Source organism: Streptomyces sp. NPDC039462, assembly GCF_055639375.1.
Genome location: NZ_JBVKAO010000004.1, coordinates 378,924 through 401,799, shown reverse-complemented (window position 1 = coordinate 401,799; position 22,876 = coordinate 378,924). Strand labels below are relative to the sequence as shown.

18 protein-coding genes are annotated in these 22,876 nt (G+C 67.6%); 10 read left to right on the top strand and 8 right to left on the bottom strand.

The genetic code is table 11. From position 1 onward, the window contains the following. Nucleotides 1-344 precede the first annotated feature (344 nt). A complete protein-coding gene (locus ACZ7LU_RS24195) occupies nt 345-4,244 on the bottom strand; it encodes an NACHT domain-containing protein (RefSeq protein WP_471917984.1) in 3,900 nt (1,299 codons plus the stop codon). A 337-nt stretch (nt 4,245-4,581) separates the two neighbouring features. Here ACZ7LU_RS24195 and ACZ7LU_RS24190 point away from each other — a divergent pair, with 337 nt between their 5' ends. Beyond that, nucleotides 4,582-4,725, top strand: a complete 144-nt coding sequence (locus ACZ7LU_RS24190; protein ID WP_471917983.1) for a hypothetical protein — start codon at nt 4,582-4,584, stop codon at nt 4,723-4,725. Nucleotides 4,726-5,080: 355 nt separating this feature from the next. Here ACZ7LU_RS24190 and ACZ7LU_RS24185 read toward each other — a convergent pair whose 3' ends face one another. From ACZ7LU_RS24185 to ACZ7LU_RS24175, 3 genes are all read right to left on the bottom strand, one after another. After that, the gene (locus tag ACZ7LU_RS24185; RefSeq protein ID WP_471917982.1) at nt 5,081-5,371 is read right to left on the bottom strand and encodes a hypothetical protein; all 291 of its coding nucleotides are present in this window, start codon (nt 5,369-5,371) and stop codon (nt 5,081-5,083) included. Between the two features lie 31 nt (nt 5,372-5,402). Then, nucleotides 5,403-5,747, bottom strand: a complete 345-nt coding sequence (locus tag ACZ7LU_RS24180) for a DUF6247 family protein (protein ID WP_471917981.1) — start codon at nt 5,745-5,747, stop codon at nt 5,403-5,405. Between the two features lie 178 nt (nt 5,748-5,925). Next, the gene (locus ACZ7LU_RS24175; protein ID WP_471918138.1) at nt 5,926-8,106 is read right to left on the bottom strand and encodes a TerD family protein; all 2,181 of its coding nucleotides are present in this window, start codon (nt 8,104-8,106) and stop codon (nt 5,926-5,928) included. A 459-nt stretch (nt 8,107-8,565) separates the two neighbouring features. Between ACZ7LU_RS24175 and ACZ7LU_RS24170 the strand changes: the two genes are divergently transcribed. Both ACZ7LU_RS24170 and ACZ7LU_RS24165 read left to right on the top strand, forming a co-directional pair. Continuing rightward, on the top strand, nt 8,566-9,390 hold the full coding sequence (locus tag ACZ7LU_RS24170) for a GAF and ANTAR domain-containing protein (RefSeq protein ID WP_471917980.1): 825 nt from the start codon (nt 8,566-8,568) through the stop codon (nt 9,388-9,390). Between the two features lie 286 nt (nt 9,391-9,676). Next, entirely contained in the window at nt 9,677-10,357 is a 681-nt protein-coding gene (locus tag ACZ7LU_RS24165) for a DUF4232 domain-containing protein (protein WP_471917979.1), read from the top strand. A 124-nt stretch (nt 10,358-10,481) separates the two neighbouring features. Here the strand turns inward: ACZ7LU_RS24165 and ACZ7LU_RS24160 are convergent, their stop codons facing one another. From ACZ7LU_RS24160 to ACZ7LU_RS24150, 3 genes are all read right to left on the bottom strand, one after another. Then, the gene (locus ACZ7LU_RS24160; protein WP_398302050.1) at nt 10,482-10,676 is read right to left on the bottom strand and encodes a hypothetical protein; all 195 of its coding nucleotides are present in this window, start codon (nt 10,674-10,676) and stop codon (nt 10,482-10,484) included. A gap of 55 nt (nt 10,677-10,731) precedes the next feature. Further along, entirely contained in the window at nt 10,732-12,024 is a 1,293-nt protein-coding gene (locus ACZ7LU_RS24155) for an MFS transporter (protein ID WP_471917978.1), read from the bottom strand. Between the two features lie 70 nt (nt 12,025-12,094). Continuing rightward, nucleotides 12,095-12,598: an SDR family NAD(P)-dependent oxidoreductase gene (locus tag ACZ7LU_RS24150; protein ID WP_471917977.1), complete on the bottom strand. Its 504-nt coding sequence runs from the start codon at nt 12,596-12,598 to the stop codon at nt 12,095-12,097. A gap of 136 nt (nt 12,599-12,734) precedes the next feature. Here ACZ7LU_RS24150 and ACZ7LU_RS24145 point away from each other — a divergent pair, with 136 nt between their 5' ends. The 6 genes from ACZ7LU_RS24145 to ACZ7LU_RS24120 all read left to right on the top strand — a co-directional run bounded on the left by ACZ7LU_RS24145 (nt 12,735) and on the right by ACZ7LU_RS24120 (nt 20,483). Continuing rightward, nucleotides 12,735-16,370, top strand: a complete 3,636-nt coding sequence (locus ACZ7LU_RS24145; protein ID WP_471917976.1) for an AfsR/SARP family transcriptional regulator — start codon at nt 12,735-12,737, stop codon at nt 16,368-16,370. Nucleotides 16,371-16,402: 32 nt separating this feature from the next. Beyond that, the gene (locus ACZ7LU_RS24140) at nt 16,403-18,046 is read left to right on the top strand and encodes a serine/threonine-protein kinase (RefSeq protein WP_471917975.1); all 1,644 of its coding nucleotides are present in this window, start codon (nt 16,403-16,405) and stop codon (nt 18,044-18,046) included. A 99-nt stretch (nt 18,047-18,145) separates the two neighbouring features. Further along, on the top strand, nt 18,146-18,511 hold the full coding sequence (locus tag ACZ7LU_RS24135; protein ID WP_398302040.1) for a PH domain-containing protein: 366 nt from the start codon (nt 18,146-18,148) through the stop codon (nt 18,509-18,511). Nucleotides 18,512-18,594: 83 nt separating this feature from the next. Further along, nucleotides 18,595-18,825: an FxLYD domain-containing protein gene (locus ACZ7LU_RS24130; RefSeq protein ID WP_468092578.1), complete on the top strand. Its 231-nt coding sequence runs from the start codon at nt 18,595-18,597 to the stop codon at nt 18,823-18,825. 111 nt (nt 18,826-18,936) lie between these two features. Further along, nucleotides 18,937-19,911 (top strand): SGNH/GDSL hydrolase family protein, encoded by a 975-nt coding sequence (locus ACZ7LU_RS24125; RefSeq protein WP_471917974.1) that lies wholly within the window; start codon nt 18,937-18,939, stop codon nt 19,909-19,911. 125 nt (nt 19,912-20,036) lie between these two features. Beyond that, complete coding sequence (locus ACZ7LU_RS24120) at nt 20,037-20,483, top strand: DUF7144 family membrane protein (protein ID WP_398302034.1); 447 nt, start codon at nt 20,037-20,039, stop codon at nt 20,481-20,483. A gap of 22 nt (nt 20,484-20,505) precedes the next feature. Here ACZ7LU_RS24120 and ACZ7LU_RS24115 read toward each other — a convergent pair whose 3' ends face one another. Next, nucleotides 20,506-21,441 (bottom strand): LysR family transcriptional regulator, encoded by a 936-nt coding sequence (locus tag ACZ7LU_RS24115; protein WP_471917973.1) that lies wholly within the window; start codon nt 21,439-21,441, stop codon nt 20,506-20,508. A gap of 150 nt (nt 21,442-21,591) precedes the next feature. On the opposite strand from ACZ7LU_RS24115, the gene ACZ7LU_RS24110 reads away from it, so the two are divergent. Next, nucleotides 21,592-22,866, top strand: coding sequence for an SGNH/GDSL hydrolase family protein (locus ACZ7LU_RS24110; protein ID WP_471917972.1), 1,275 nt, complete (start codon nt 21,592-21,594; stop codon nt 22,864-22,866). Nucleotides 22,867-22,876: the final 10 nt, after the last annotated feature.

The following is a 22,876-nucleotide window of genomic DNA, read 5'->3' as shown; positions in this document are numbered from 1 at the left end:
GGCGAAGGACTATGGGTGATGCGGGCGCAAGGACTACCAAGTGACCCGTCAACCGGCCCAAAAGGTCAGAAGAGTCAGCTACGGTCCACCGAACCAAAAGCGCCCGGGCCGGCCGGACCTGACCTGCGCGAGGGCCGTCCGTTCCGACCAGACCGACGGAGTTACAACTTTCTCTACTGGTCCAAGGCGGCTCGCTCCGCTCCCCGCGCGCGGCCCGGCCCCCGGCCGGGCCTGCGCTCCTGTCTCCGCCCCGCTCCAGCCCGGCCGGCGCCCGTGCCGCGCGCACAGCAATCAGCCACCTGATGCCAGATAAGGGCACATCGTGGCCGCAGCCAAGCCATCGTCTAACTTTCCTCTAAGCCGCTAGCGTCCTTCCCGAACGCCTCAACTAGTCTTTCGATCAGTGTCTGACGTAGCTCAATGTTCCTTGTCAGCCCTTCGGCGCACATTAGGCAAAATGCCCTACTCGGCTGAGAGTCGCCCGGCTCTATTTGGCGAATCGCCTCAAGTGCCAGCCAGGCATGCTCAGAATTCCCAAGAGCCAGCAATTCCTCACTTAGGGAGCGCGCCTCGTGACGCGACGCCGGCTCCCCATACACGCACGCCACCAGTAGTGCCATCCTCTTGGGAAGTTCCTCAACAATGGCATTGCGTTGCCAAACGCGACTGTACGACTCACCCCTCAAAGAAGACGAAGGCTCACGGCCCGCCGCAATCGCCAGTCGACCCAACCCCCAGCGCGTAGAGTCCTGCAACCAGAGGGATAGCAAGGTTTCAATTCGTTCACGATTGATTGCCGGAGGTAGCTTTTTTGATTTCCGCCCAGCAAAATCGAGGCAGTCCAACCATAGGGGATAGTTCTCACCATCAATGTAACCAATCCAGCCAACATTGACGTAATCGCTTCGGATGGCATCTTCCAGAATCGCCTGCACTCTGATAGGACCCATCTCATCTACAAATTCGCTGCGACCGTGTGCCGAAACCAGCAGCTGCGTGAGTAGCCAATTAGCAAATCTCGCCTGAATCCCTGCGACCTCACTTCGGCACTCTGCATAGGCTTCAAAGATCTGCCCAACTTGCCCATATAGAGCCGACTCCGAGTCGGGAAGCATATAAGACCCCTTAGCGGCCGCCAGCGGATAGAAGGACGTTCCACTATTAAGGCAGTCCTTCATGCCATTGAGCGTAATCCGCCAGTCGATTCCCCCGACCCACGACTTTTCCAAGCCCTCCCATTCGCGCAGATCTCCGTATTCGCCACGCTTCAGGGAATTAATAGCCTCTGGAATCGCTGGCTGCTCTACTATGACCTGCGAAACGATCCATGGGAGGCGGCTTTCAAGGGCTTTCAGATTTTCCGGCTGCCTCGCCGCAGATTCTAGAAACGAAGCCAAAGACTGCGCACTAGGGTTACAGCAGAATTGAGCCGCGTCGTAAACTAGTGTGGGCTTTGGCGGTGCAGCTCGAAGCACACGTTCCCATGCCGAGGAGACATCATGGACGCTGTTAAGACGCGCATCAAAATTCAGTATCTCTACTCGGGCAGTGTTGCCATCGCTTCCTGACGACGCCGGGCGCAGCACACTTCGGAAAGCGCTGACCCAGCCTGACCCTGCAGAATTATGCTTAGCCATACCGCCAGCGCGCTTAGATCTGCGCCTGTAGGAAGTCAATCCACCGAGCGCATCGATTACCTGCGGAAGTGGCGCCTCAACGAGGCACAGTTGGGTCAAATTACGCAAGGTCGTGTTTCCGGTTTTGTATGCAAGCGCCATCAGCTCCTGTCTATTCCTAGGCGTCAGCTTCTCATACAGAGGGGCAATAAATTTGCCGATAGCGGAACGTGTGTCAGTGGATAGGTCTGCGCGACTGCTCAGAACACTCAACCCGTAGAGCAGACTCAAATCGTCTACGCTGACCCGATCATGCAATCGGTCATCAGCGAGCTGCGATACCACATCAATCATTTCTTCCGATATGACAGACGGAACCATGCGAACGTCGGGGTCTGGCGGAAGCTGGAAGAGCCGTACTGCCTGATCAGTTAGTGATTGCAGGTAAACGGGTGATCTTACCATCCCATCGGAAAGAACTGACGTAGCTAGCCGAGAGCCCGCGAGGATAGATTTCTTCACGTCCCCATGCAGAACAGAATGGCTGTTCAGCTCAACAACCAACGAAACTACGGTGTCCCGAAGGTGTTCCCGCTTAGTGAAGATATACCCGAAAGCGAAGAGCAGGGTATTGCGCCAGTGTGCGCTGGAAGAGACACTACGCAGGCTGTCAGAAATGAGCGCCTCGGGCTTCTGCATAAGCCCCTGAGCTGCCCAAAATTCCTGGAGAGACCTGATTTCAAACCCGATCTCACCAGATCTAGTGGAAACAAGAAATACAAGCCTTTCAGTTGCCGCCTTGATCACTTGCTTACAGAGTGTCGATAGCGAGTCGCCCCGATGCCCTTCTTTCTCCAATCGAGAACGGACTATTTCTCCGAGCTCATGCGATTCTAGTGTTGAATGCGTTTCTCCAGAATGCTCGCTGCGAGTTTGGAGCAGAAGCCCCACATGCGCATGAATAGCGTCCACATCCGATTGATGATCGCGCAACAGGGAGCTGGCCTGGCTATCTTTTTCCAACTCCCTATCGTAAATGACTCTGTAATAGTCGGCAAATAGGTTAAATCGGTCCTTCGGTGCCTGTCCCACGCGCTCTAGAAGTACAGCGAGAATCGTTACCTGTAGAGGAGAGGCCATAAGGCGCGAAGTAGCCGGCTCAAGGTAGGCGCGCTCCAGGCGTTCGATCAATCGATCTGTACGATCGCTGTCACTTCCATGACGCGCAATAGCCAGTTTTTTCCCGTAGCTCATCGCAATTTCGCGAGTCAAAGCGGTAAGCTGTAGATGCCTGTAGTGGTTGGGAGAAAATTCGTCGGTATATCCCTGCGGGCGTGTAGTTGCAATAACGAAGACATCTGCGCTAACAGCTGCTGCTTCAATCAGGAAGTCATCAATTAATGCAAGAATTTCTCCTCGATTGCTGGCAGCTGGCACCTCATCGAGGCCATCCAAGACTACAAACCATGGATAAGCGGCAAGCCATTTCCGTAGATCATGCGCACTAACGGATTTCGTCGTCCTAGCGGAAACAATCTTGGCCAAGTAACCAAGCACTGAACTAGAGCCCCCGCGCGCTACGTCATCCGCCAGCCTCGTCAACTGAATATTTACCGGCCATCGTCGCTTATTGGGCGCGGACAGGCTCTCTTGATCCATCAATGTTTCGATTTTTTTGCATGCCAGCTTCACTTTGCCGTACGATCCGGCCGCTGTATCGGCTACTAGTGCTGCCCGAAACATTTGACAGGCGAATTGTGTAATTGTGGTTTTCCCCTGACCTGGACCTCCAATGAGCACAAATCTATCGTCTGCCTCATTTTGCGCTCTGTGATTCCGGCCCCCGACTTTCTCAGTTCCTTGATCCGACGCATGAATGATAGATTTAAGGACTCTTTGATAATTCGATGATGGGGCTTCCTCGATGCCGGACCACGGCTGATAAGGAAGATCGATAAAGATGTCTGCTAGAGCTACGCTGCCATCATCGGTGGCACCAGCTTGGTCAAGGTTTACGTACCTCTCTCTGAGTAGTTCCTTCGCTGTGAATGAACTCAGGGCATCAGAGATATCCGGACCGAGATCGTCTTGGTCGGACAGGACCTGCGCCAAAACGTCTCCGGGAGTGACCCAGGGAGCGTATGTTATACGGATGTCTCTATTATTGGCCAGAAATGTCGAAATGGAATCGGAATGCCAAACAAGCCACCCTTTGAACCCTAGCCGCTTCGCATGTTCCTTTAGGCACTTGTCTACCCTGTCAATCCCTCCGTCATCTTGCGGGGAGAGTCGGACGTTAGTGGAAACAAGAAAATATGCGGGCACCCTCTTGTTTTCCGCTTTCCGATTTACCCATCCCTTCATTTCTCCATCTATTTCACTGATCAGCCAAGAGGCGTCGTCTTTAGGCTTGCCCAGAGTCTCCTTATATTTAGCCTGGATGACGCCATATCCGCTCCATGGGTGCCCGTTTGTGGTAATTGGCACCGGGCCATCAAAGGTGGCTTCCCTGCCGCCGTCTGCACCAGAGCCGAATACTCCGACGCCAGGCCCGAGTTCAGCGACTGCAAGTGCTTGGGTTAGGTGCTCAAATTCACGGCTACCGAGCCGACTGAGGTCGAAGCGCATGACACCATGGTGCCCGTTGGAAGCGCCGCCTGTCCTGTTCTTACCCAATCAGCTTCTGTCGAGGGCCACTCTCTCTGTCGTGGCCGGTGAACACCGCACACCCCAAGCGCACCAGGCCGAGTAGTAACCGCTCCGTGGTGGCGCGGTACAGCAGCGAAGTACAGCAACCCCAGCAACCGGCAGTACTCCACACCGGCTCTCATTGGCCCCCGGGCAACCTGTATGACCTCTCCTGACCGGTCTGTGTAGAGCTACGGATCAGAAGGCCACAAGGGCAGATGCGCCGATACGCTACTGTGCCGGTGCATCGCTCTTGCTGGGGGGGGGAGAGAGACTGATGACCGATCGATCTTGGCAACTCTTGCAGGCGAATAACCTGCTCGGAACTCTCACGCTCGACGAGGTCGATCAGCCGTGGTTCTGCTGCCACTTCACCGGGACGTCGGCCTGGGAAGGCGTTCGTCCCATCCTTGAGGAGTAGACCCACTCGATAGAGGCAGAGCAGCCTGACCCTTCAAGGGTCGAGCGAGCCATGGGAGCGGTGGGTGCTCTAGGGCTGTCATTGGTGCCTGCCGACGGCAGCGAACCGATCGACGACTTCCTCATCCACGTAAGGGGCACTCACGCCAGCTTCCGCTACTAGTTGCTCGTAGAGCTCAGCTGAGACCAACAGTTGATCGTGCCAGACCCATGCCAGGTTGAGCGGGGAACCACGGGGAATCGTGGGACATCCAGGGGACACCCGTCAGGGCCTCGCAGTCCGTTACCCCGCAGGTCAGATGGGCAGCTGGCCCTGGATCACCCGAGCTTCCCAAGCTGAGAGGACCGGGTCGGCGTCATTGCCAGAAGATTTCTTCGACGATGATCTGGGGGGCGTCTACGCGGTGCATGAAGATGTAGCGGAGCCAGCCGCGGTAGTTGTCGAAGTAGAGGATGCGAGGGCCCTTGGGGCTGGAGGATCGTGCCGGCTCGACTCGCATGGCGGCGGGCAGCTCGGCGTCAGCTTCGATGCCGCGGAAGTATGGGTCCTTCGCCGTCACCAGTTCGGCGCGGGCCGCGTCGACGATCTTCCGTACGTGTTCGGGCAGGGCGTCTCGCGCGGCTTGGGCTTTGAGGGCCCAGTCCATTTGCCAGGGTGGCCCCATGAAGGCGTCGTCGTCACCGGCCCGGCTCCGTGCGGGCGGCCGTGTGCCGGATGTTGGACGCCTCCTCCAGGAGCTTTCTGGCTTCGGCGAGGTCGGTGGCGTCGGTGGCACGCGCTTCGAGGTCGGTCAGGTGCGCGTCGAGGTGCGGGTCACGGGCGATGGCGTACTCGCCCCACCAGCGGGCCATGAACGCCGGGACGGGACCGAGGTCGAACGTGTCAGCGATCGCTCGTTTCCAGTGCGCGTCGAAGTCGGCGAGCAACTGGGGAGCGTGCTGAGCGATGGCTTCGCGGAGTGCCTTGGGGGTTCTCTCCGGCATGGGCGGGATGCCGGGTGAGTCGGTAGCAGCAGTGCCCATGCTCTCTCCTCCATCGGCCCTCGCCTTGTCGGTTCTGGAGCCTACCGCCGTGGCTTGGGGCACGCAGAGGTTCGTACGGGGCCGCGTCGGTCTGCGGCGCAGGCGCCGGCGGCGTGTGTCTGCGTGCTCTGGGCCCAGGTCGTGTTGTGTGGCCTGGGCCCTTTGGCGTGGGCCTTGATCACTCCGTCAGGGCCAGGTCGGCTTCGGCATGCGGCGGGGTGAGGGGCTGGGTGGAGGTCGGGGGGAGGGTGGTGGTGGTTTTGGGTGGGCGTTCGGTGGTTGGGGGGCGGCGGGTTGTCGGGCGGTCCAGGCCCGCTGCCACCGTGGCGTAGAAGCGGTGTACGGCGTCGTCGACGCTGCGGATGAAGCCGGACTCGGCGTTGCCGCGGCCGCTGCCCATGCCCTTGAAGAGGGAGAGGCGGAAGCCGGTGATCTGGGCGCCGTTCTTGGGGAGCAGGTCCGCCGGCTCCGGGCGCAGGCGCTCCAACGTGCCCCGGGGGCCGCCTGTTTCGCCTTCCACGAGCGTCTCGATGTGCAGGTCGGCAGGTGCTTCGGCGAGGCGGCGGACCAGGCGCTTCACCCAGGTCAGGGGGTAGCCCTGGTCGGGTGCGGGGATCTCGACGGACGTGCGGAGCTTGCCTGTACGCAGGTCTGCCGCGATCACCAGGGTGCCGGGGGCTCCCTCGACGCGTAGCTCCGCTTGCAGCTTTCCGTCGAGGCAGAGCTGGTCCGCCAGGGCGGCCCGGCGCGCTTCGGGGTCGACCCCGCGCTTGGCGCGTTGGACCGGCAGCACCTTCTGGCCGAGTTCACCACCGAGCCTGAGGCAGACCTGACGGATGAGCCGTTCCCAGTTTTCCACCACCTCAAGGGCGCGCATGTCGCCTTGGCACAGGGTTTCGTCGTCGATGCCGTTGCGTACGGGGACCCAGGCCGAACCCATGTTCTGGAAACCGTGGCAGCCGGAATTCTCGTGCTGGATGTAGTGCAGCAGCTCCTGGAGCAGCCAGGCGTGCGCCATGTTGCCCACGCCCTCGTGCCGGATCAACATCTGTGCCTGGTACGCCACTTCGGCCCAGGAAAGGTGCCACAGGGCCACCTTGTGTTTGCGCCGGCGGTCGATTCTGACATCGACCAGAGGGCTTCCCTCGAGGGCCACGTCGTTCGAGAGGGTGATCACCGCCTCGTAGCCGCGGCGTGCGGCGATGTCCATGTACGCCTGAACCTGCTCGGCCTTGAGGGAGTTGCCGTTCGTCTTGGTTTCGACGAGAGCGGTCCACAGTTTGCCCGCCCGTTCGACACGGATCACACCATCAGGGCGTCTCGGGGTGTCTCCGTGCGGCAGGGGAACCTCCGTGAACGTCTCCATACGGCCCGCGGGCGCGCCGAAAGCGGCAGTGAGTCTCCTGCCGAACTCGGGGATCTGCGCCATCACCGAGAGAAGCACGGATGTGGCCCGCGTTTCGCGGTCCCGGTCGCTCTTGAGCGCGGAGACCGGGAAGAGCCTGGCCCCTTTCCAGGTCTCGTTCTCCGCCAAGGACTTCTTGGCCACCTTGGGCAGGGTGACCTTCTTCTTGGCGGTGCGGAGGCGCGTCGGGGCCTTCTTCGGTTCCGTATCTGGAGCAGGTTGCCGGAGAGCCGGGGCTGCGTCGTCGTCGTGCGATGTCTGCAGCGTTTGTGGTGTCTGTGGTGTCTGTGGTGTCTGTGGTGCAGGTGCGTCGGCCGAGAGTGTGACCGGAGATGGGGTGGCCGTGTGCTCCTCGCCGCCCAGCACCTGCGTGGCGGTCTCGTCGTCGAGTGCCCGCTCGGTGGCCGCGTCGTCCTCGATGTCCACGCCGAAGTCGGTGGCCAGACCTGCCAGGCCGGCCTCGTACCCCTGCCCGACGGCCCGGAGTTTCCACTCCCCGCCACGGCGGTAGAGCTCGCCGAAGATGAACGCGCTCACCGGTCCGGTGTCGTCGACCGCGAACCGGAGCAGGTCCTCACCGGAGCTGTCGGCCAGCGTGAGCCGCAGATCGTCCAGTTCCCCGAAATGGGCTCCGTCGTACCTGCTCGCCGCGATCACGATCCGGTCGATGTCTTCAGGCACCGCGGTCAGGTCGAAACTGATGCGGTCCTTGTCGCCGCTCCCGGTGGGCGTCTTTCCCAGGAGTTGCACGCTCCCGTCGGCGGCGACCGGTTTGTTGTAGAAGTAGAAGTCGGCGTCACTACGCACTTTGCCGCCGGCATTCAGCAGAAGGACGGATACGTCCGCGTCCCCTTCGCCCGTCGGGCTCGTCCAGTCCAGGCTGACGATCACGGCATCGGCGTTCTCGCTCAAGGTCCCCAGGCCGACGTTGGCGCCCTTGGATAATTCGTACATGAGATCCCCACCCCAGTAGTGCGCGGCAGGCTCGCGTCGCCCCCAGACCACGCGCCGGCCGTTCTATGTGATGCACGGCACACTCGCCGTACAGGCACATTAGTGCTCGCCGCTTCCTCGCGGCGGTCAGTCGAGACATATTTCCGAGCCCCCTTGCTCGGACCTGGCTCGGGCCGGGCCCGGAGCAGACCCGGAGGAACTTCTTTCTCAACGGGTGGGTGGCGGGTGCCTCACCCCATGGGGGGCGAGAAAGCGGAAGCTCCGCCTCTGGGTGAGGGGTGCGGCGTAGGGTTTCGGTATGGAGCCGCAGTGCCGCAGGGGTGCGGAGATGACGTCCTCGGTGTGGTGTGGGCGGCTTGGGGGATCTGGGCGAGGGGCGGGCGTACGCCCGGGGTGCGGTGGCCGTGGTCGTCGTTCGGTGGGGCTTGAGCCGAGGTCCCTGTCTCTGAGGAGCATGGCATGACGCCCCAGCAGCGGCTGGCCGATGTCTTCGTGGCCTTGGCCGGCGGCTCGGGGGAGGGCTCGCTGGACGTTTCTCGTACCCTCGCGGTCCTGGCGGAGCACAGTCCGTCCCTGCTCGGTGTCCGGGCCGCGTCCGTGGTCTATGTCCCCGGTGGGCGCGACGAGGCTCGGGTCAGCGGCTCCGAGCCTGGGGTGACCTGCCTGGAGCGGGAAGCCGTGGGGTGGCGTGAGGGGCCGGGTCATGTTCCCTATGGCGACGCCGCGCTGACCGTGGGGCCGGTTCCCCTCGACCGTCGTCCTGCGGTACGGGCGTGGCCGCGTTACGCCTCGCGGGCCCTCTCCCTCGGTCACAGCCACCTGGTCGCCCTGCCGCTTCGCGTGTCCGACGGCGCCCTTGGTGTGTTCGTTCTGTTCGCCGAGCACGGGGATGCCTTCTCCCCTGGCTCACTCTCGCTCGCGCAGTCGCTGGCGGACTTCACCGCCATCACCCTGCACCGTGCGCGCGAGGCCGAGCTCAGCCTGGCGCTCGTCGACCAGTTGGAGCGGGCTCTGTCCAGCCGCGTCGTCATCGAGCAGGCGAAGGGTGTGCTCGCTGTGCGCAGGGGGCTTTCCGTGGACGCCGCCTTTGACGCGTTGCGTGCGCATGCCCGTTCGCATCGGCGGGTGCTGAGCGAGGTGGCCCGCGAGGTGGTCGAGGGGCGTGCCGATCCTGCGTTGGTCGGGCCCGAAGTGGTCAAGCCAGCAGTCGGTGGGGGCCGGTCGGGTAGGGGCCTGCTGGGTGGGGGCGATGAGGGTGCTGGTCATGGGTCGGTGGGTTCTTGAACGGTGCCTCTTGAACGGGCAGGCGTGGGGCGGGTGGTTCGGCCTGGACCGGTGGTCCGGGCAGGGTTGCGGTGGCCCGGTGGGATGGCGTGGTTGGCGTACGTCCGTTAGGGCGGGGGCTGGCTGGCCGGGGTGGGAGGGTGTGCAGCAGCCGGGCGTCAGTGGGACGGCAGTGGGACGTTAGCGGAGGCGGGCAGAGTTGGGGATGTCAGCAGGTCAGGCGGTGGGTTTCCTCGGCCGGGCAGTTGTCGTGCCAGCATTCGCGTTTCATCTCGGGGGACATCCCATGCGTACGTTCCGTAGCACCACCGTTCTCGCCGCCGCCGGTGCGGCCGTCTTTGCTCTCTCCCTCACCGCCTGTGGCGGGGGCGGCTCCGACACGAAGTCCGCCGGGTCGACGGGCAGCGAAAGCACCGTCTCCGTCGGTGGCTCCAAGTCGAGTGGGGCGAAGGCTGACTCCGTCGGATCGGAGGGGCAGTCCGCGAAGGGTGGCGCAGGTGCCCAGGCCGCCGGCGTCAGCGGTGGCGGTACTGGAGGTTCCAGTGGTGTCCCCGGTTGCACCACCAAGGACCTCAGCATCAGCGCCGCGCGCCACGGTGGCCCGCCCTACACCCACATCGTGCTGACCGCGAAGAACACCTCGGGCCACAGCTGCAAGATGACCGGCTTCCCCGAGATCCAGTTCCTGGAGAGCCACAAGCAGAACGTGCCCGCCGTCGCCAAGAGCAAGCCCGCAGCCCCCGTCGTCCTCAAGGCCGGCGCCCCCGCGTACGCGCTGGTCAAGGTGTCGGACGGCGGCGTCGACGAGAGCAACGAGCCCGTCTCCGGCTTCTCCGTGACGCTGCAGGGCGGTGGCGGCATGGCCTCCGTCACGGCCCCCGGCAGCGGTGGCATCGCTGTCGACCCGGCGAAGGCGCTGACCGGCTTCTGGACGTACGAACTCCGCAACGGCGCCGACGACTTCTGAGGGAGTCGTCCGGCCCCCCGTGCGGCCTACGATCTCCCGGCGAGGCGGGCGCGGACCGTCGCCTCTTCGGTGCCTTCCCCCGCACCGAAGAGGTGCACCACCGAGCCCGTCTCGCCGGGTACTTCTAGTCGGACGAACCGGCCGAGTTGTTGTTGCTCCGGCCGCTCTTCCGTACCGCTGAGGTGACCAGTTCCGCGGAGACCGTCGTCGCCTTCGCCACGCCGTGGACCCAGCGCGGGCCACCGCGTGCCGCCCAGACGACCGCTCCCAGACCCGCCGCAGCGACCAGCACACCGATGCCGAGCAGCACGATCATCATCGGCTTTCCCCTCCCTCGTACCCCCGTACGGAGGGTGATCTTCTCAGATCCGGAATCAGGCCCTTCCGGGGAACCCGTGCCTACGGGCCGCCGCCACCACAAGCAGCACCGGGGCCAGGAGCAGCAGGATCGTCCAGGGGAAGGACGAGGTGCCGACCAGGCCGAGCAGGACGCCGCCGAAGACGCCACCGGCCGCCATGGCGATGTTCCAGAGGGTGACGAGCATGGCCTGGGCCGCGTCCGCCGCGTCGCCGGCCGCGTCGCCCGCGGCGGTCTGCAGGAGAGTGGGGGCGCCGCCCCAGCCCAGGCCCCACAGCGTCACGGCGACGTAGACGAGTGCCGGGGTGTCGGAGAAGGCGGCCAGTACGGCCGCCGCCACGCCGACCAGGAGCACGCTCGCGAGCGTCAGCGCGCGCAGCCTGCGGTGGATCAGGGACCCCACGATCCAGATGCTCAGCAGAGACGCGGCGCCGAAGACGAGAAGGACGACGTCGGTCGAACCTGCCATGCCGAGTTCGTCGAGGAACGCGGCGATGTACGTGTACAGCACGGTGTGCGCCAGGACGAAGACCAGCGTGACGAAGAGGACCGGCGTCACACCGGGCACGCGCAGGGTGTGCAGCATTGAGGGCTTGGTGCTGTCGCCTCGCACCTTCCGCTCCGGGTGCACCTTCCGCTCCAGGTGCGCCTGTCGCGGCTGGCGCGGCTGGCGCGGCTGCCCGGGGTAGTCGGGTACGAGTGTTGCTATCCAGGCCAGCAGGACCACGGTCAGGGCGGTCATGGCGAGGAACGCGACCTGCCAGCTGACCGCCTTGCCGAGGAACGTCCCGGCCGGCACGCCCAGCGACAGCGCGACCGGGATGCCCGCCATGGCGATGGCGATCGCCTTGCCCTGGAGGTGAGGCGGCGCCATGCGGCGGGCGTAACCGGCGAGCAGCGCCCAGGCGAGCCCCGCGGCGACACCGGCGACGAAACGGGCCGTCATCGTGAGGGGGTAGTTCGTCGAGAGCGCGGTGACGGTGTTGGCGGCGGCGAAGCCCGCCATCGCGGTCAGCAGCAGCCGCTTGCGGCGCCAGCCCGCGGTGGCGGCGGTCAGGGGTATCGCGGTGAGAGCGGTGCCGATCGCGTAGATGGTGACGGTCTGGCCGGTCGCCGACTCGCTGACGCCGAGGTCGGCGCTCATCGCGGGCAGCAGGCCCGCGGGCAGCGTCTCGGTGAGGCTGGTGATGAAGACGGCGGTGGCCAGGGCGAGGAGAGCCAGGAGGGGGAGACCTCTTTGCTCATACGTCTTTTGGGGGCGCGCTGGGGTGGGTGCGGTGGGGGTGGGAGTTGCTTCTGTTGTGCGCATGGTGGGTGTGGGGCCTTTCAGTACGTGTATGGGGTTCGGTGCGCGTACGCGGATGAGTTCGGGGGCGGGCTCAGCCGTGGGGGTGTGGGGGTCCGGGGGTGTGGGGCGGAGGTTTCGTTGCCAGGTGGAGTGCTATGCCTGCTGTCTCGTCGGCCGGGGCGCGACAACGGGTCAGGGGTGCCAGGGAGTTGGCCGCCGGGTCGTCGGTCGAGCCGCCGGTGAGGACGACCGAGCCTCCTTTTCGTAGGAGATCGAGCAGTTCGGGCGCGGGCGGTGCGGCGAGGCCGTCGTCGGCGTGGATGAAGAGGAGGTCGATGCCGCCCAGCCGTTCCTGGATGGCGGAAGCGAGGACGGTGGAGAACGCCGAGAACGCCGAGGACGACGGGGATGTCGGCGCGGCGCGGATGACGTGGGCGCAGGAGCCCACCTCTGCGGCGGTTTCGGCGAGGTCCGCGTGGGGGCCGCCGGTCACCAGGACCTCGGCTCCGCCCTCGACCAGCCGCTTCGCGATGGCCAGGCCGAGGCCTGTGGCGCCACCGATGACCACGGCCTTCCTGCCTGCGTACTTGGGCATGTGGCCCCCTCCTTCGCCTGCCTTGCGGCGGCGCTGCGCCGCTCATGTGACGACTGTGCTCGCCGGCGCTTCTGGGGCGCTGATGATCCGCTGACGGGGCGTTGTGGGCCGGTCACCGGTGTGTACGGTGATCCACATGCGGTTCGGGGTGCTGGGTCCACTGGCGGTGTGGGACGGCGAGGGGGAGCCGGTCAAGGTTCCCGAGGCGAAGGTCAGGGCGCTCCTGGCCGACCTGCTCGTGCACGAGGGGCGGCCGGTCTCCGCCGACCGGCTCATCGACGACCTGTGGGGTGACGCGCCGCCGCGCAATCCGGCCAACGCACTCCAGGCCAAGGTCTCCCAGCTGCGCCGCGCCCTCGGCCGGGACCGCGTGGTGTACCAGGCGCCCGGTTATCAGTTGCGTGTTGATGTGGCGGCCGGTGACGAGGTGGACGCGGATCGTTTCCGTTCTCTCGTCGAGGAGGCGCGTGGCGTGGCGGATGCGCGTGGGCGGGCTGATGTGCTCACGCGGGCGCTTGCGTTGTGGCGCGGGCCCGCGTACGCCGATCTCGCCGACGAGTCGTTCGTACGGGCGACAGCCGACCGGCTCGCCGAGCAGCGCCTCGCCGTGGTGGAGGAACAGGCAGAGGCGCGCCTCGCTGCGGGCGAACATGCGTTGCTCACGGGTGAGTTGGCGGAACTGGTCGCCCGGCACCCGCTCCGTGAACGGTTGCGGGGCGTGCATATGCGCGCGCTCTACCTGGCGGGCCGCCAGAGCGAGGCCCTCGCCTCGTACGCGGCGCTACGACAGCAGCTGTCGGAGGAGCTTGGCCTCGATCCCGGCCCGGAGTTGGTGTCGCTGCACGAGGCGATACTGCGCCAGGAGCCGGGGTTGGGGGCGGGTGGGGGTGGTGGCGGTGTTGGCGGTGGCGGTGTTGGCGGTGGCGGTGTCGGCGGCGTCGGTGGTGCTGGGTGGTTGAGGGCGGGGGCCGGTGGGGTGCTGGGTTCGGGGTCGCGCTCCGGACCCGGACCCGGTTCCGGCCCGGGTTCCAGTCTCGGTTCCGTCCCGGGCTCAGTCCTGGCTTCCGGTCTCGGTTCGAGCCTGGGTAACGCTCCGGCCCCCTCACCCGTAGTCGAGCCTCCCGTCGGGTCCGTCGGCGTTCGCACCAATCTCCCCGCTTCCCTCACCGCGCTCGTCGGGCGGGAGCGGGCCGTGGCGGAGACGGGAGAGCTTCTCGGCGCCGGGCGGCTTGTGACGCTCACCGGGTCCGGGGGCGTCGGTAAGACGCGGCTCGCTGTGGAGGTCGCGGGCCGGCAGGCGGGTGGGAGCGAAGGGCGCGCCGCCTTCCCCGACGGCGTCTGGCTCGTCGAGTTCGCCGGGCTGCGGGGCGGGAGCGGCGTCGCCGATCTCGCTCAGACCGTGGCCGGTGTCCTCGGCCTCCGGGACGACATACCGTCGGGTCCACCGGGCTCCGGCTCCGGTTCCGGTTCCGGACGGTCCGGGCTGACGGACTCCGGACCCCCCGGGCCGGCGGGCTCACGCTCGGCCAGGGGTGGCGCAGCCGGAACCCACACCCCCACCGAACGCCTCGCCGCCGCCCTGCGCGGCCGCCGGATGCTGCTCGTTCTCGACAACTGCGAGCAGGTCGTCGAAGAGGCCGCCGAGCTCACGGACACGCTCCTGCGAGCCGCGCCGGGGCTGCGCGTGCTGGTCACCAGTCAGGAGCCGTTGGGCCTCACCGGTGAGGCCGTGTTCCTGGTGGAGCCGCTGCCGGCCGCCGACGCGGTCAGCCTGTTCGTGGCCCGTGCCCGTGCCGCGGCGCCCGGTTTCACGCTCACCCCCGGTGGCGCCGAGGAAGCGGCCGTCGCGGAGGTCTGCCGTCGTCTCGACGGCATCCCGCTCGCCCTCGAACTCGCGGCCACGCGTGTACGCGCCTTGGGCGTACGAGAGTTGGCCGAACGGCTCGGTGACCGCTTCCGGCTGCTTACCTCGGGGCAGCGCGGTGCGCCGGCCCGCCAGCAGACCCTGCGGGCGATGATCGACTGGAGCTGGGAGCTGCTCAGCGCCCCCGAACGCATCGTGTTGCGCCGCCTGGCCGTGCACCGCGACGGCTGCACGCTGGACGCGGCGGAGGCGGTGTGCGCGGGTGACGGTGTGACTCGGGACGAGGTTCTGGACCTGGTGACCCGCCTCGTCGACCGTTCCCTGGTCGTCATGGCGCCGGGGCCCGCCGGGACGGGCCCGCGCTACCGGCTCCTGGAGTCGGTCTCCGCTTACGCCATGGAGCGGCTGCGCGAGATGGAAGATCTCGGTGGCGTACGCGAACGCCATCTTCGCCACTACCTGGACCTCGCCGAACGTGCCGAGCCGCACCTTCGCGGGGGTGAGCAGCGCGTGTGGCTCGAACTCCTCGACGCCGAGGCGGCGAACCTTCGCGCGGCGCTGGAGGAAGCGGTGCGGGGGGCCTCCGGCCAGGGTGCCGGAGAAGTGGTGCGGCGGAGTTCCGACCGGTGTGCCGAAGAAGCCGTGCGGCTCGGTGGCGCGCTCGGCTGGTGGTGGCTGTTGCGCGGGCGGCTCGCCGAGGCCCGCCGTTCGCTTTCCGCAGTGCTCGACGTCGCGCCCGATGCGGGTGAACTCCGGCTTTTCAGGGACTCGTTCGCCCTGCTCACCGGCGAAAGAGGGGGCAGCCACGGGTTCGGAGCGGCAGCTGGGTGCGCCGCTCACCTTCCCTCTGCCGTTGACCTCCGCGACACCGACCTCCGCATCCTCTGGCTCCACGCCTACGGCCTCTTCAGTGCAGGTGAGCCCCTCGCCAGCGAGGAGGTCAACGCTCGGGTGCTCGTCCTCGCCGAAGCGGCCGGCGAACGGTGGGTCACCGCCGCCGCGCTCGGCCTGCGTGCGATGCACGCCCTGCTTCGGGGGGAACTCGACACCGTCGGGGACGCCGGGCGGCGTGCGGCCGGACTGTTCGCCGAACTGGGGGACCGGTGGGGCGAGTTGCAGGCTGCCACGCCCCTCGCCACCCTCGCCGAGATCCGGGGCGACTACGACGAAGCCGCCCGCCGCCAGCAGGAAGGCCTGGCCATCGCCCGTGAGCTCGGGCTCCAGGCCGAGGTCGCCGCGCGGCTCTCCGGGCTCGGCCGGCTGGCCCTGCTCACCCGCGACTGGGAGCGGGCGCGCGAACTCCATGAGGAGGCGCGGCGGTTGGCCGCCGAGTACGGCTACCGGTACGGGGAGATCCACGCCGAGATGGGGCTCGCGCTCGGGGCGCGCCGCGTCGGCGACCTCGCCGCGGCCGAGACATATCTGCAGCGCATCCGCGACCGCCACGCCGACGTGTCCTCACTGGCCGGAGATCACCTGCACCACGCCGAGCTGGGCTTCATCGCCGAGCTGCGCGGTGACGCGGCCGGCGCCGAGGCCCACCACCTCCGCGGCCTCCGCACCGCCCGCCTGCTCGCCGAGCCACGCGCCGTCGCCCTCTCCCTGGAGGGCCTGGCGGGTGCGGCGGTCGTCTCTGGTGTCCCGGAGCGCGCCGCTCTGCTGCTTGGCGCGGCGGACGCGGCCCGCAGGAGCGTGGGGGCGCCCCTCCCGCCCGCCGAACGCGGCGACGTCGACCGGATCGCAGCCGCGGCGAGGGCTGCCCTGGGAGAGGGCGCCTTCGGTCTCGCCTTCACGCGCGGCGCCCAGCTCGACCCGGCACGGTTGCCGGTCGACCCGGCACGGCTGCCCGTCGACCCGGCACGGCTGCCCGTCGACCCGGGCAACTCGGGCCCGGCCGCCTCCCCGTAGAGATCATCCGGCGCGTGCGGCACCCTTGTGCCGTGGATGCGCTCAGGCCTCAGGACCCGCAGTCGATCGGTCGGTACACCCTTGTCGCGCGCCTCGGCGCGGGAGGCATGGGGCAGGTCTATCTCGGGCGGTCGCCCGGTGGGCGGCTCGTGGCCATCAAAGTGATCAAGGATGAGATCACCGATCATCCGGAGGCCCTCGCGCGGTTCCGGCGCGAGGTGGAGACCGTGCGGGTCGTCCGCAGCGCGTACACCGCCCAGTTGATCGACGCGTCGCTCGACGCTGCCCCTTACTGGCTCGCCACCGAGTACGTGAAGGGGCCGACGCTCGGCTCCGCCGTCGCCGAGCGCGGGCCGTTCCCCGCGGACACCTGCCGCAAGCTGTTCGCCGCGCTGGCCGAGGGGCTCGCCGCCGTGCACGCGTACGGCATCACACACCGCGACCTGAAACCGCAGAACGTCATCCTCGGCGGCCAGGGCCCGCAGCTCATCGACTTCGGCATCGCGCGCGGGGACGGGCACACGGCGCTGACCGACACCGGTCTGGCTCCGGGCACGCCCGGGTTCACCGCGCCGGAAGTGCTGATACGCAATGAAGTCGGCCCGGCCGCCGATGTGTTCGCGCTGGGTGCGACGCTGGCGTACGCGACCACGGGACGTCCGCCGTTCGGTGCGGGCGCGGCGGCCGGGGTGAGCTACCGGGCCGTGCACGAGCCGGTCGACCTGGCCGGCGTCGAACCGGGTCTTGCGGCCCTGATCGAGGCGTGCGTCGCCAAGTCGCCCGGTGACCGGCCGACTTCGGCCGAGGTGATCGAGCGGTGCGCCCTGCGGTCCGCGCTCGTGGACGACCCGGCGTACGCGTCCCTCGCGGGGATCACCGCCGCGCCCTCCCCCGCTCCCGCTCCCGCTCCGGAAGTGTTCGCCCACTTCCCTACGCAGCCTGCGGACCCGCCCCCGGCCCCGCGCCGGAAGCCGTACTGGTTCAAGCTCGCCGCGATCACGACGGCTGCCGCGGCCGCTGCCGTCGCACTCGCACTCGTCGCCATCCAGCTGCTGCCGGACGACGGGGGCCGGACCGAGCGTGGGAACAAGGAACCGGAGTCGGGATCCGGGTCCGGGACCCGACCCGGAGCGGGCGATCAGGCGTCCAGGGGCGGCGGCCCCTCCCACATCAACGCCGACCGCATAAGCCGCGTCTTCTGGAACTCCGAAGACGCCGCCTGCAACGTGCCCTCCGAAGTGCGCGGGCCGTCCGGCTTCCAGCGTTCCGTCGTGCCCGGACGGGACGGCACCGTGAAGATCGCTTTCCGCGACAAGTACGCCTTCAGCTCCTCCCGCGACAAGGCCGGAAAAGCCAAGAAGTATTACGTCGCCGTGACCGTCAAACCCCCGCACGACATCGATCCCGACACCGGCCGCCCCGTCGCCGGTCTTCCCACCGAGAACCGGGCCATGGGATACGCGAGCAAGCCCGTCGACCTGTACGGCGGCAAGGAACCCGACGACTGGAAGACCGCCACCTACCCGGACGACTTCGCGACCCGGATTCCGCAGGTGGGCACGAAGAAGGCGATTCCGACGGCCAACGACCCGGGCGACTGGGCGGTCGAGTTCCACGTGGTCCGGGCGCCCGACGACTACTCCAGCATCGACTGCACGGGCTTCACCGCCCCCTGACTGACGGACGCCTGAACCACCTGAGCTACCTGAACCACCTGGGCAAAAACGCGTCACCTATACAGTGACAGTTCATCGAAATTGAGTGGGGGGCCTGACATGGCACTGTTCGGAAACGCGCACACCGTCGACCCGGCGAAGGCGCAGAGCGATTACGCGCGGCTGCTCGGTCACGGCGAGCAGGTGCACGCCGCGTACACGCTGATACGCGACACGATGCTGTTCACCGACCGTCGGCTGATCATGGTCGACAAGCAGGGGATCACCGGCAAGAAGGTCGAGTACCACTCGGTGCCGTACCGCAGCATCACGCACTTCGCGGTGGAGACGGCGGGGCACTTCGACCTCGACGCGGAGCTGAAGATCTGGATCTCCGGCAACCCGGCGCCGATGCAGAAGACGTTCACGAAGGGCGTCGACATCTACGAGGTGCAGGCGATCCTGACGCAGTACGTCGCGCGCTGAGCGGTTCGGACCCTTCCGGCATGCGGCCTCCGCCTCGCTGATCTTCACTGGGGGGACCAGTTGGAGCGAGTCACGGAGGCGGCATGGCCGGCGGCACCACCGTGAAGGTCACGGCCGAGAACCGCGCCGACTCGTCGAAGTCCTTCGCCGTCCAGGTCACCTTCAAGAATGCCGACGGCAAGCTTCTGGACACGGTCGTGACCAAGATTTCCGGCGTCCCCGCAGGCACGTCCAAGGACGCCACGGCCCGCAGCACGCACAAACTAGACGGCGACGACGTGAAGGCCGACGTCACCACGGCTCTCCGCTACTGAAGCGCCACCGTCCGCCCTCGGGAGCGCAGTTGGCATGCGGATGCCTTCCCTCCCCCTCCCGCGTGTGCTTGCCTGGTGGCCGTTTCGGCTGACTGGGGCGGGAGTTGCCGCATGCGGAAGCTGTGGAGCGCGGGGGTGCTGCCGGGGTTGCTGGCCGGCGTGCTGCTGTTGGGTGCCTGCGGCGACCCCGGATCGGGCTCCGGGGGCGCGGCACCGGCTGACGCGCCCGAGGCACCACCCGGCGCCGCGGCGCCCCGTGAGCCCTCGCCGTCCTCCACCACGCGGCAGCGTGCCGCGGAAAAGCCGCGGTCGAAGGCTCCAGAGGCCCCGAATGCCCCGAAGGCTCCGAATGCCCCGAAGGTCCTCTACCTCGGGGACTCCCTCGCCATGGAGAACCAGGACGTCCTCGGCGCGCAGCTCCGCGACGGCCTCCGCGCCCGCTACCGCAGTGCTCCGTACTCCGGCACCACCCTCTGCGACTACCTCGAAGGGACCGGCAAGGACTCCCTCGTACCCGACAAGGACAAGGCGGCCGCACTGGTGCGGGCCGAGCGGCCGGACTACGTCGTCCTCCAGTTCTGGGGGAACGCGTGGGGCTACACGCCGTGCATGGACGGCATCACGTACGACAAACAGCGCGCGAAGTACTTCGACCGGTACGCCGCAGACGCGCGGCGGCTCGCCGCGCAGATCGACGCCGCCGCCGGTTCGGGCCGGACGCGTGTCGTGTGGGTCCTACAGGGGCCGGACGCGATGACGCCCGACCGTGTGCGGCGCGTCAACGCCGTCTACCGGGCGCAGGCGAAGGCGTCGGGCGGGCTCGTCGCCGACGCGGGGCGGACGGTCAGCCCGGCCTCCGGTCGCTACACGTGGGTCGAGAAGCTGCCGTGCACGGCGTACGAGACGCGGCACCCGGCGTACTGCACGGAGCCGGGCAGCGGCCGTACGGCGATGCACCGCGGCGACGACTTCCTGCACTTCTGCCTGGCGCCGACCACGGCCAGGTCACGGCCGTGCCCGGTGCGGTCGCCGGGCATCCGGCGGATGACCGCGGAGATCACCCGCGTCGTGGCCGCCGCCTCCTGAACGCTCACGGGAAACGGAAACACCGCTCCACCCGTTCGGCCCAGCACCGCTCGCCCCGCCCCTCGCGACGTCACAGGCTGTGAGTCCACCTGAGACCCGAGCAGAGAGATGAGGGGGTGGTGGCCATGAGCAGCGCGAGCGCGCCGCACCGGCCCGGCCACGGAACACACGAGCCGCACCCGACCCGGGAGAGCGGGTGGGCCGCGGGCGGCACCATGTTCGCCGGTGTCCTGATGATGGTGAACGGCATCCTCGGCATCTTCGAGGGCGTCGCGGGCATCGCCAAGGACGACGTCTACGAGCGGATCGGCGACTACGTCTACAAGTTCAACCTGACCACGTGGGGCTGGATCCACCTGGTCCTCGGCATCCTCGTGGCCGTCGTCGGCTGGGGCATCCTCAAGGGTGCGAGCTGGGCGAAGGCCAGCGGCGTCGCGCTCGCCGCGCTGGCCATCGTGGCGCAGTTCCTGTGGCTGCCGTACACCCCGATCTGGGCGCTCATCTCGATCGCGATCGGCGTCTTCGTCATCTGGGCGCTGTGCAACGACCGCTCGGACGTCGCCGGGCCCTGAGAAGCCCCCACGTGGCTCGCGCTCAGTACGGCGCCGGACCGCCGTTCGCCGCGACCGCGTCCTCCACCGCACGGATGAACGCCTCCGCCCGGGCGCCGACGCCCGCCGCCCGGTGGATCAGCGCCACGTCCGCGGGCGGCACGTCCCGCAGGGGTACGAACGTGACGTCGGGCCGCGCGTAGTACTTCTCCACGGACGCGACGACCGGTGAGATGCCCTGGCCCGTCGCGACGAGGGTCATCAGCTCCTGGAAGGACGCGACGGCGCGGCCGCGGTGGATCTCGCGGCCGCTCGGCGTGCGCGGCGGCACGTGGAAGTCCCACCAGTACGCGGGCGCGCCGTTCACGACGCCGAAGAACGTCTCGCCCGCCAGCTCCTCCAGGGAGACCGACGTGCGGCCGGCGAGCGGGTGGCCGAGCGGCATCGCCAGCATGCGCGGTTCGTTGATGACGACCGGGCCGACCGTCAGGTCCGGCTCCTCGACCGGCAGGCACGTGAAGAGCAGGTCGACGTCGCCGCCGCGCAGCGCGCCCAGCGGGTCCTGGAACTGGGTCTCCCGCATCCGCACCTCGACGTGCGGGCAGCGCTCCCGGAACATCGCCAGGATCGGGGCCGTCAGGGTGCCCGCGCCCGAGCCGAGGAAGCCGACGTTCAGCTCGCCGTCGACGCCGCGCGCCGTGTCCTTGGCGCGGGCCACGGCCGCCTCCATCCGAGCGTGGAGGGGCGCCAGATCCTCGTACAGCTGACGGCCCAGCGGGGACATCCGCACCACGCGGCTGGTGCGCTCGAAGAGCGGGGCGCCGATCCTGCGCTCCAGCTTCTTCAGCGTCTGGCTGACCCGGGCCTGGGAGAGCAGCAGCCGCTCGGCCGTGCGGCCGAAATGCAGCTCCTCGGCCAGGGTCAAGAAGGTCTCCAGCTCTTGCCGCTCCACCACGTACCCCCCGGTACCCACCGTCATACCCACTGTGACCTGCATCGATAAGCCTGAGCGCGTCGATCGTTTCACGGATCGCCGTTGATGGGGGATCGCGTCCGGCGGATCTTTGAGGAGTCAGGACGGCGACCCGCCGGACGGACACCCTCTCTCTTCAACCGCCAGGAGATCCCGATGATTTCGCGTGCCCGCACGTCCCTCGCCGTCACCGCCGGCGCCGTCGCTCTCGCCCTGACCACGACCCTCGCCGTGACCGGTGCCGAGGCCTCCCCCGAGCGCACCTCCACCGGCCCGTCCTGGACCGCCGCCTGGGCCGCCGCCCCCCAGCGCCCCAGCACCGGCTTCAAGCCCAACTGGTCGGAGGCGGGCTTCGACGGCCAGACCCTGCGCCAGGTCGTCCGCGTCACGGAGGGCGGCGACAGGGCCCGCATCCGGCTCTCCAACGCGTACGGCACCTCGCCGCTGAAGGTCGCCGGTGCCACCATCGCCCGTACGAAGAAGGGGGCGTCGGTCGAGAAGGGCTCGGTCAGACACCTCACGTTCGGCGGGAAGCGGTCCGTCACCGTCCCGGCCCACGGTCAACTGTCCAGCGACGCCGCCGGGTTGGAGCTCGACGCGTTCGAGTCCGTCACCGTCACCCTGCACCTCGCCCGGACCACGGGACCCGCCACCTTCCACGCGCAGTCCTTCGCGACCAGCTACCGCGCGGACGGCGACCACTCCGCCGACACCGCGGGCCGCGCCTTCGGCGAGTCGACCGAGTCCTGGTACTACCTCGCGGGCGTGGACGTGGACGGCGAGGCGCGGCAGCGGCGCGACGGCGTCGTCCTCTTCGGCGACTCCATCACCGACGGCTTCGCCTCCTCCACCGACCGCGACCGCCGCTGGTCCGACGCCCTCGCCGAGCGCCTCGACGAGGCGGGGCGGCCGAGGCCCGTCCTCAACGCCGGCATCGGCGGCAATATGGTCCTCAACGACTCGGCCTGGTACGGCGAGAAGAGCGCCAACCGCTTCGCGCGGGACGCCCTCGACCTGCCCGGCGTCGGCACGGTCGTCGTCCTCGAAGGGCTCAACGACATCGGTTTCAGCGAGACGGACAAGCCCACCTACAAGCCGGCGCCGGTCGTCTCCGCACGCGAACTCATCAACGGCCACCGGGAGTTGATACGCCAGGCCCGCGCCAAAGGGGTCCGGGTCGTCGGCGCCACCCTGCTCCCGCTCGGCGGCTCCGACCACTACGGCGAGCACGCGGCCGCCGTGAGCGACGAATTCAACCGGTGGGTGCGGACGTCCGGCGAGTACGACGCGTACGTCGACTTCGACAAGGCCCTCGCCGACCCGAAGGACCCGGAGCGGATCGCGCCCGCGTACGACAGCGGGGACCACCTGCACCCGAACGACGCCGGTTACCGGGCCATGGCCCGCGCGGTCGAGCTGGACGCGCTGTGAGCGCCGTCGG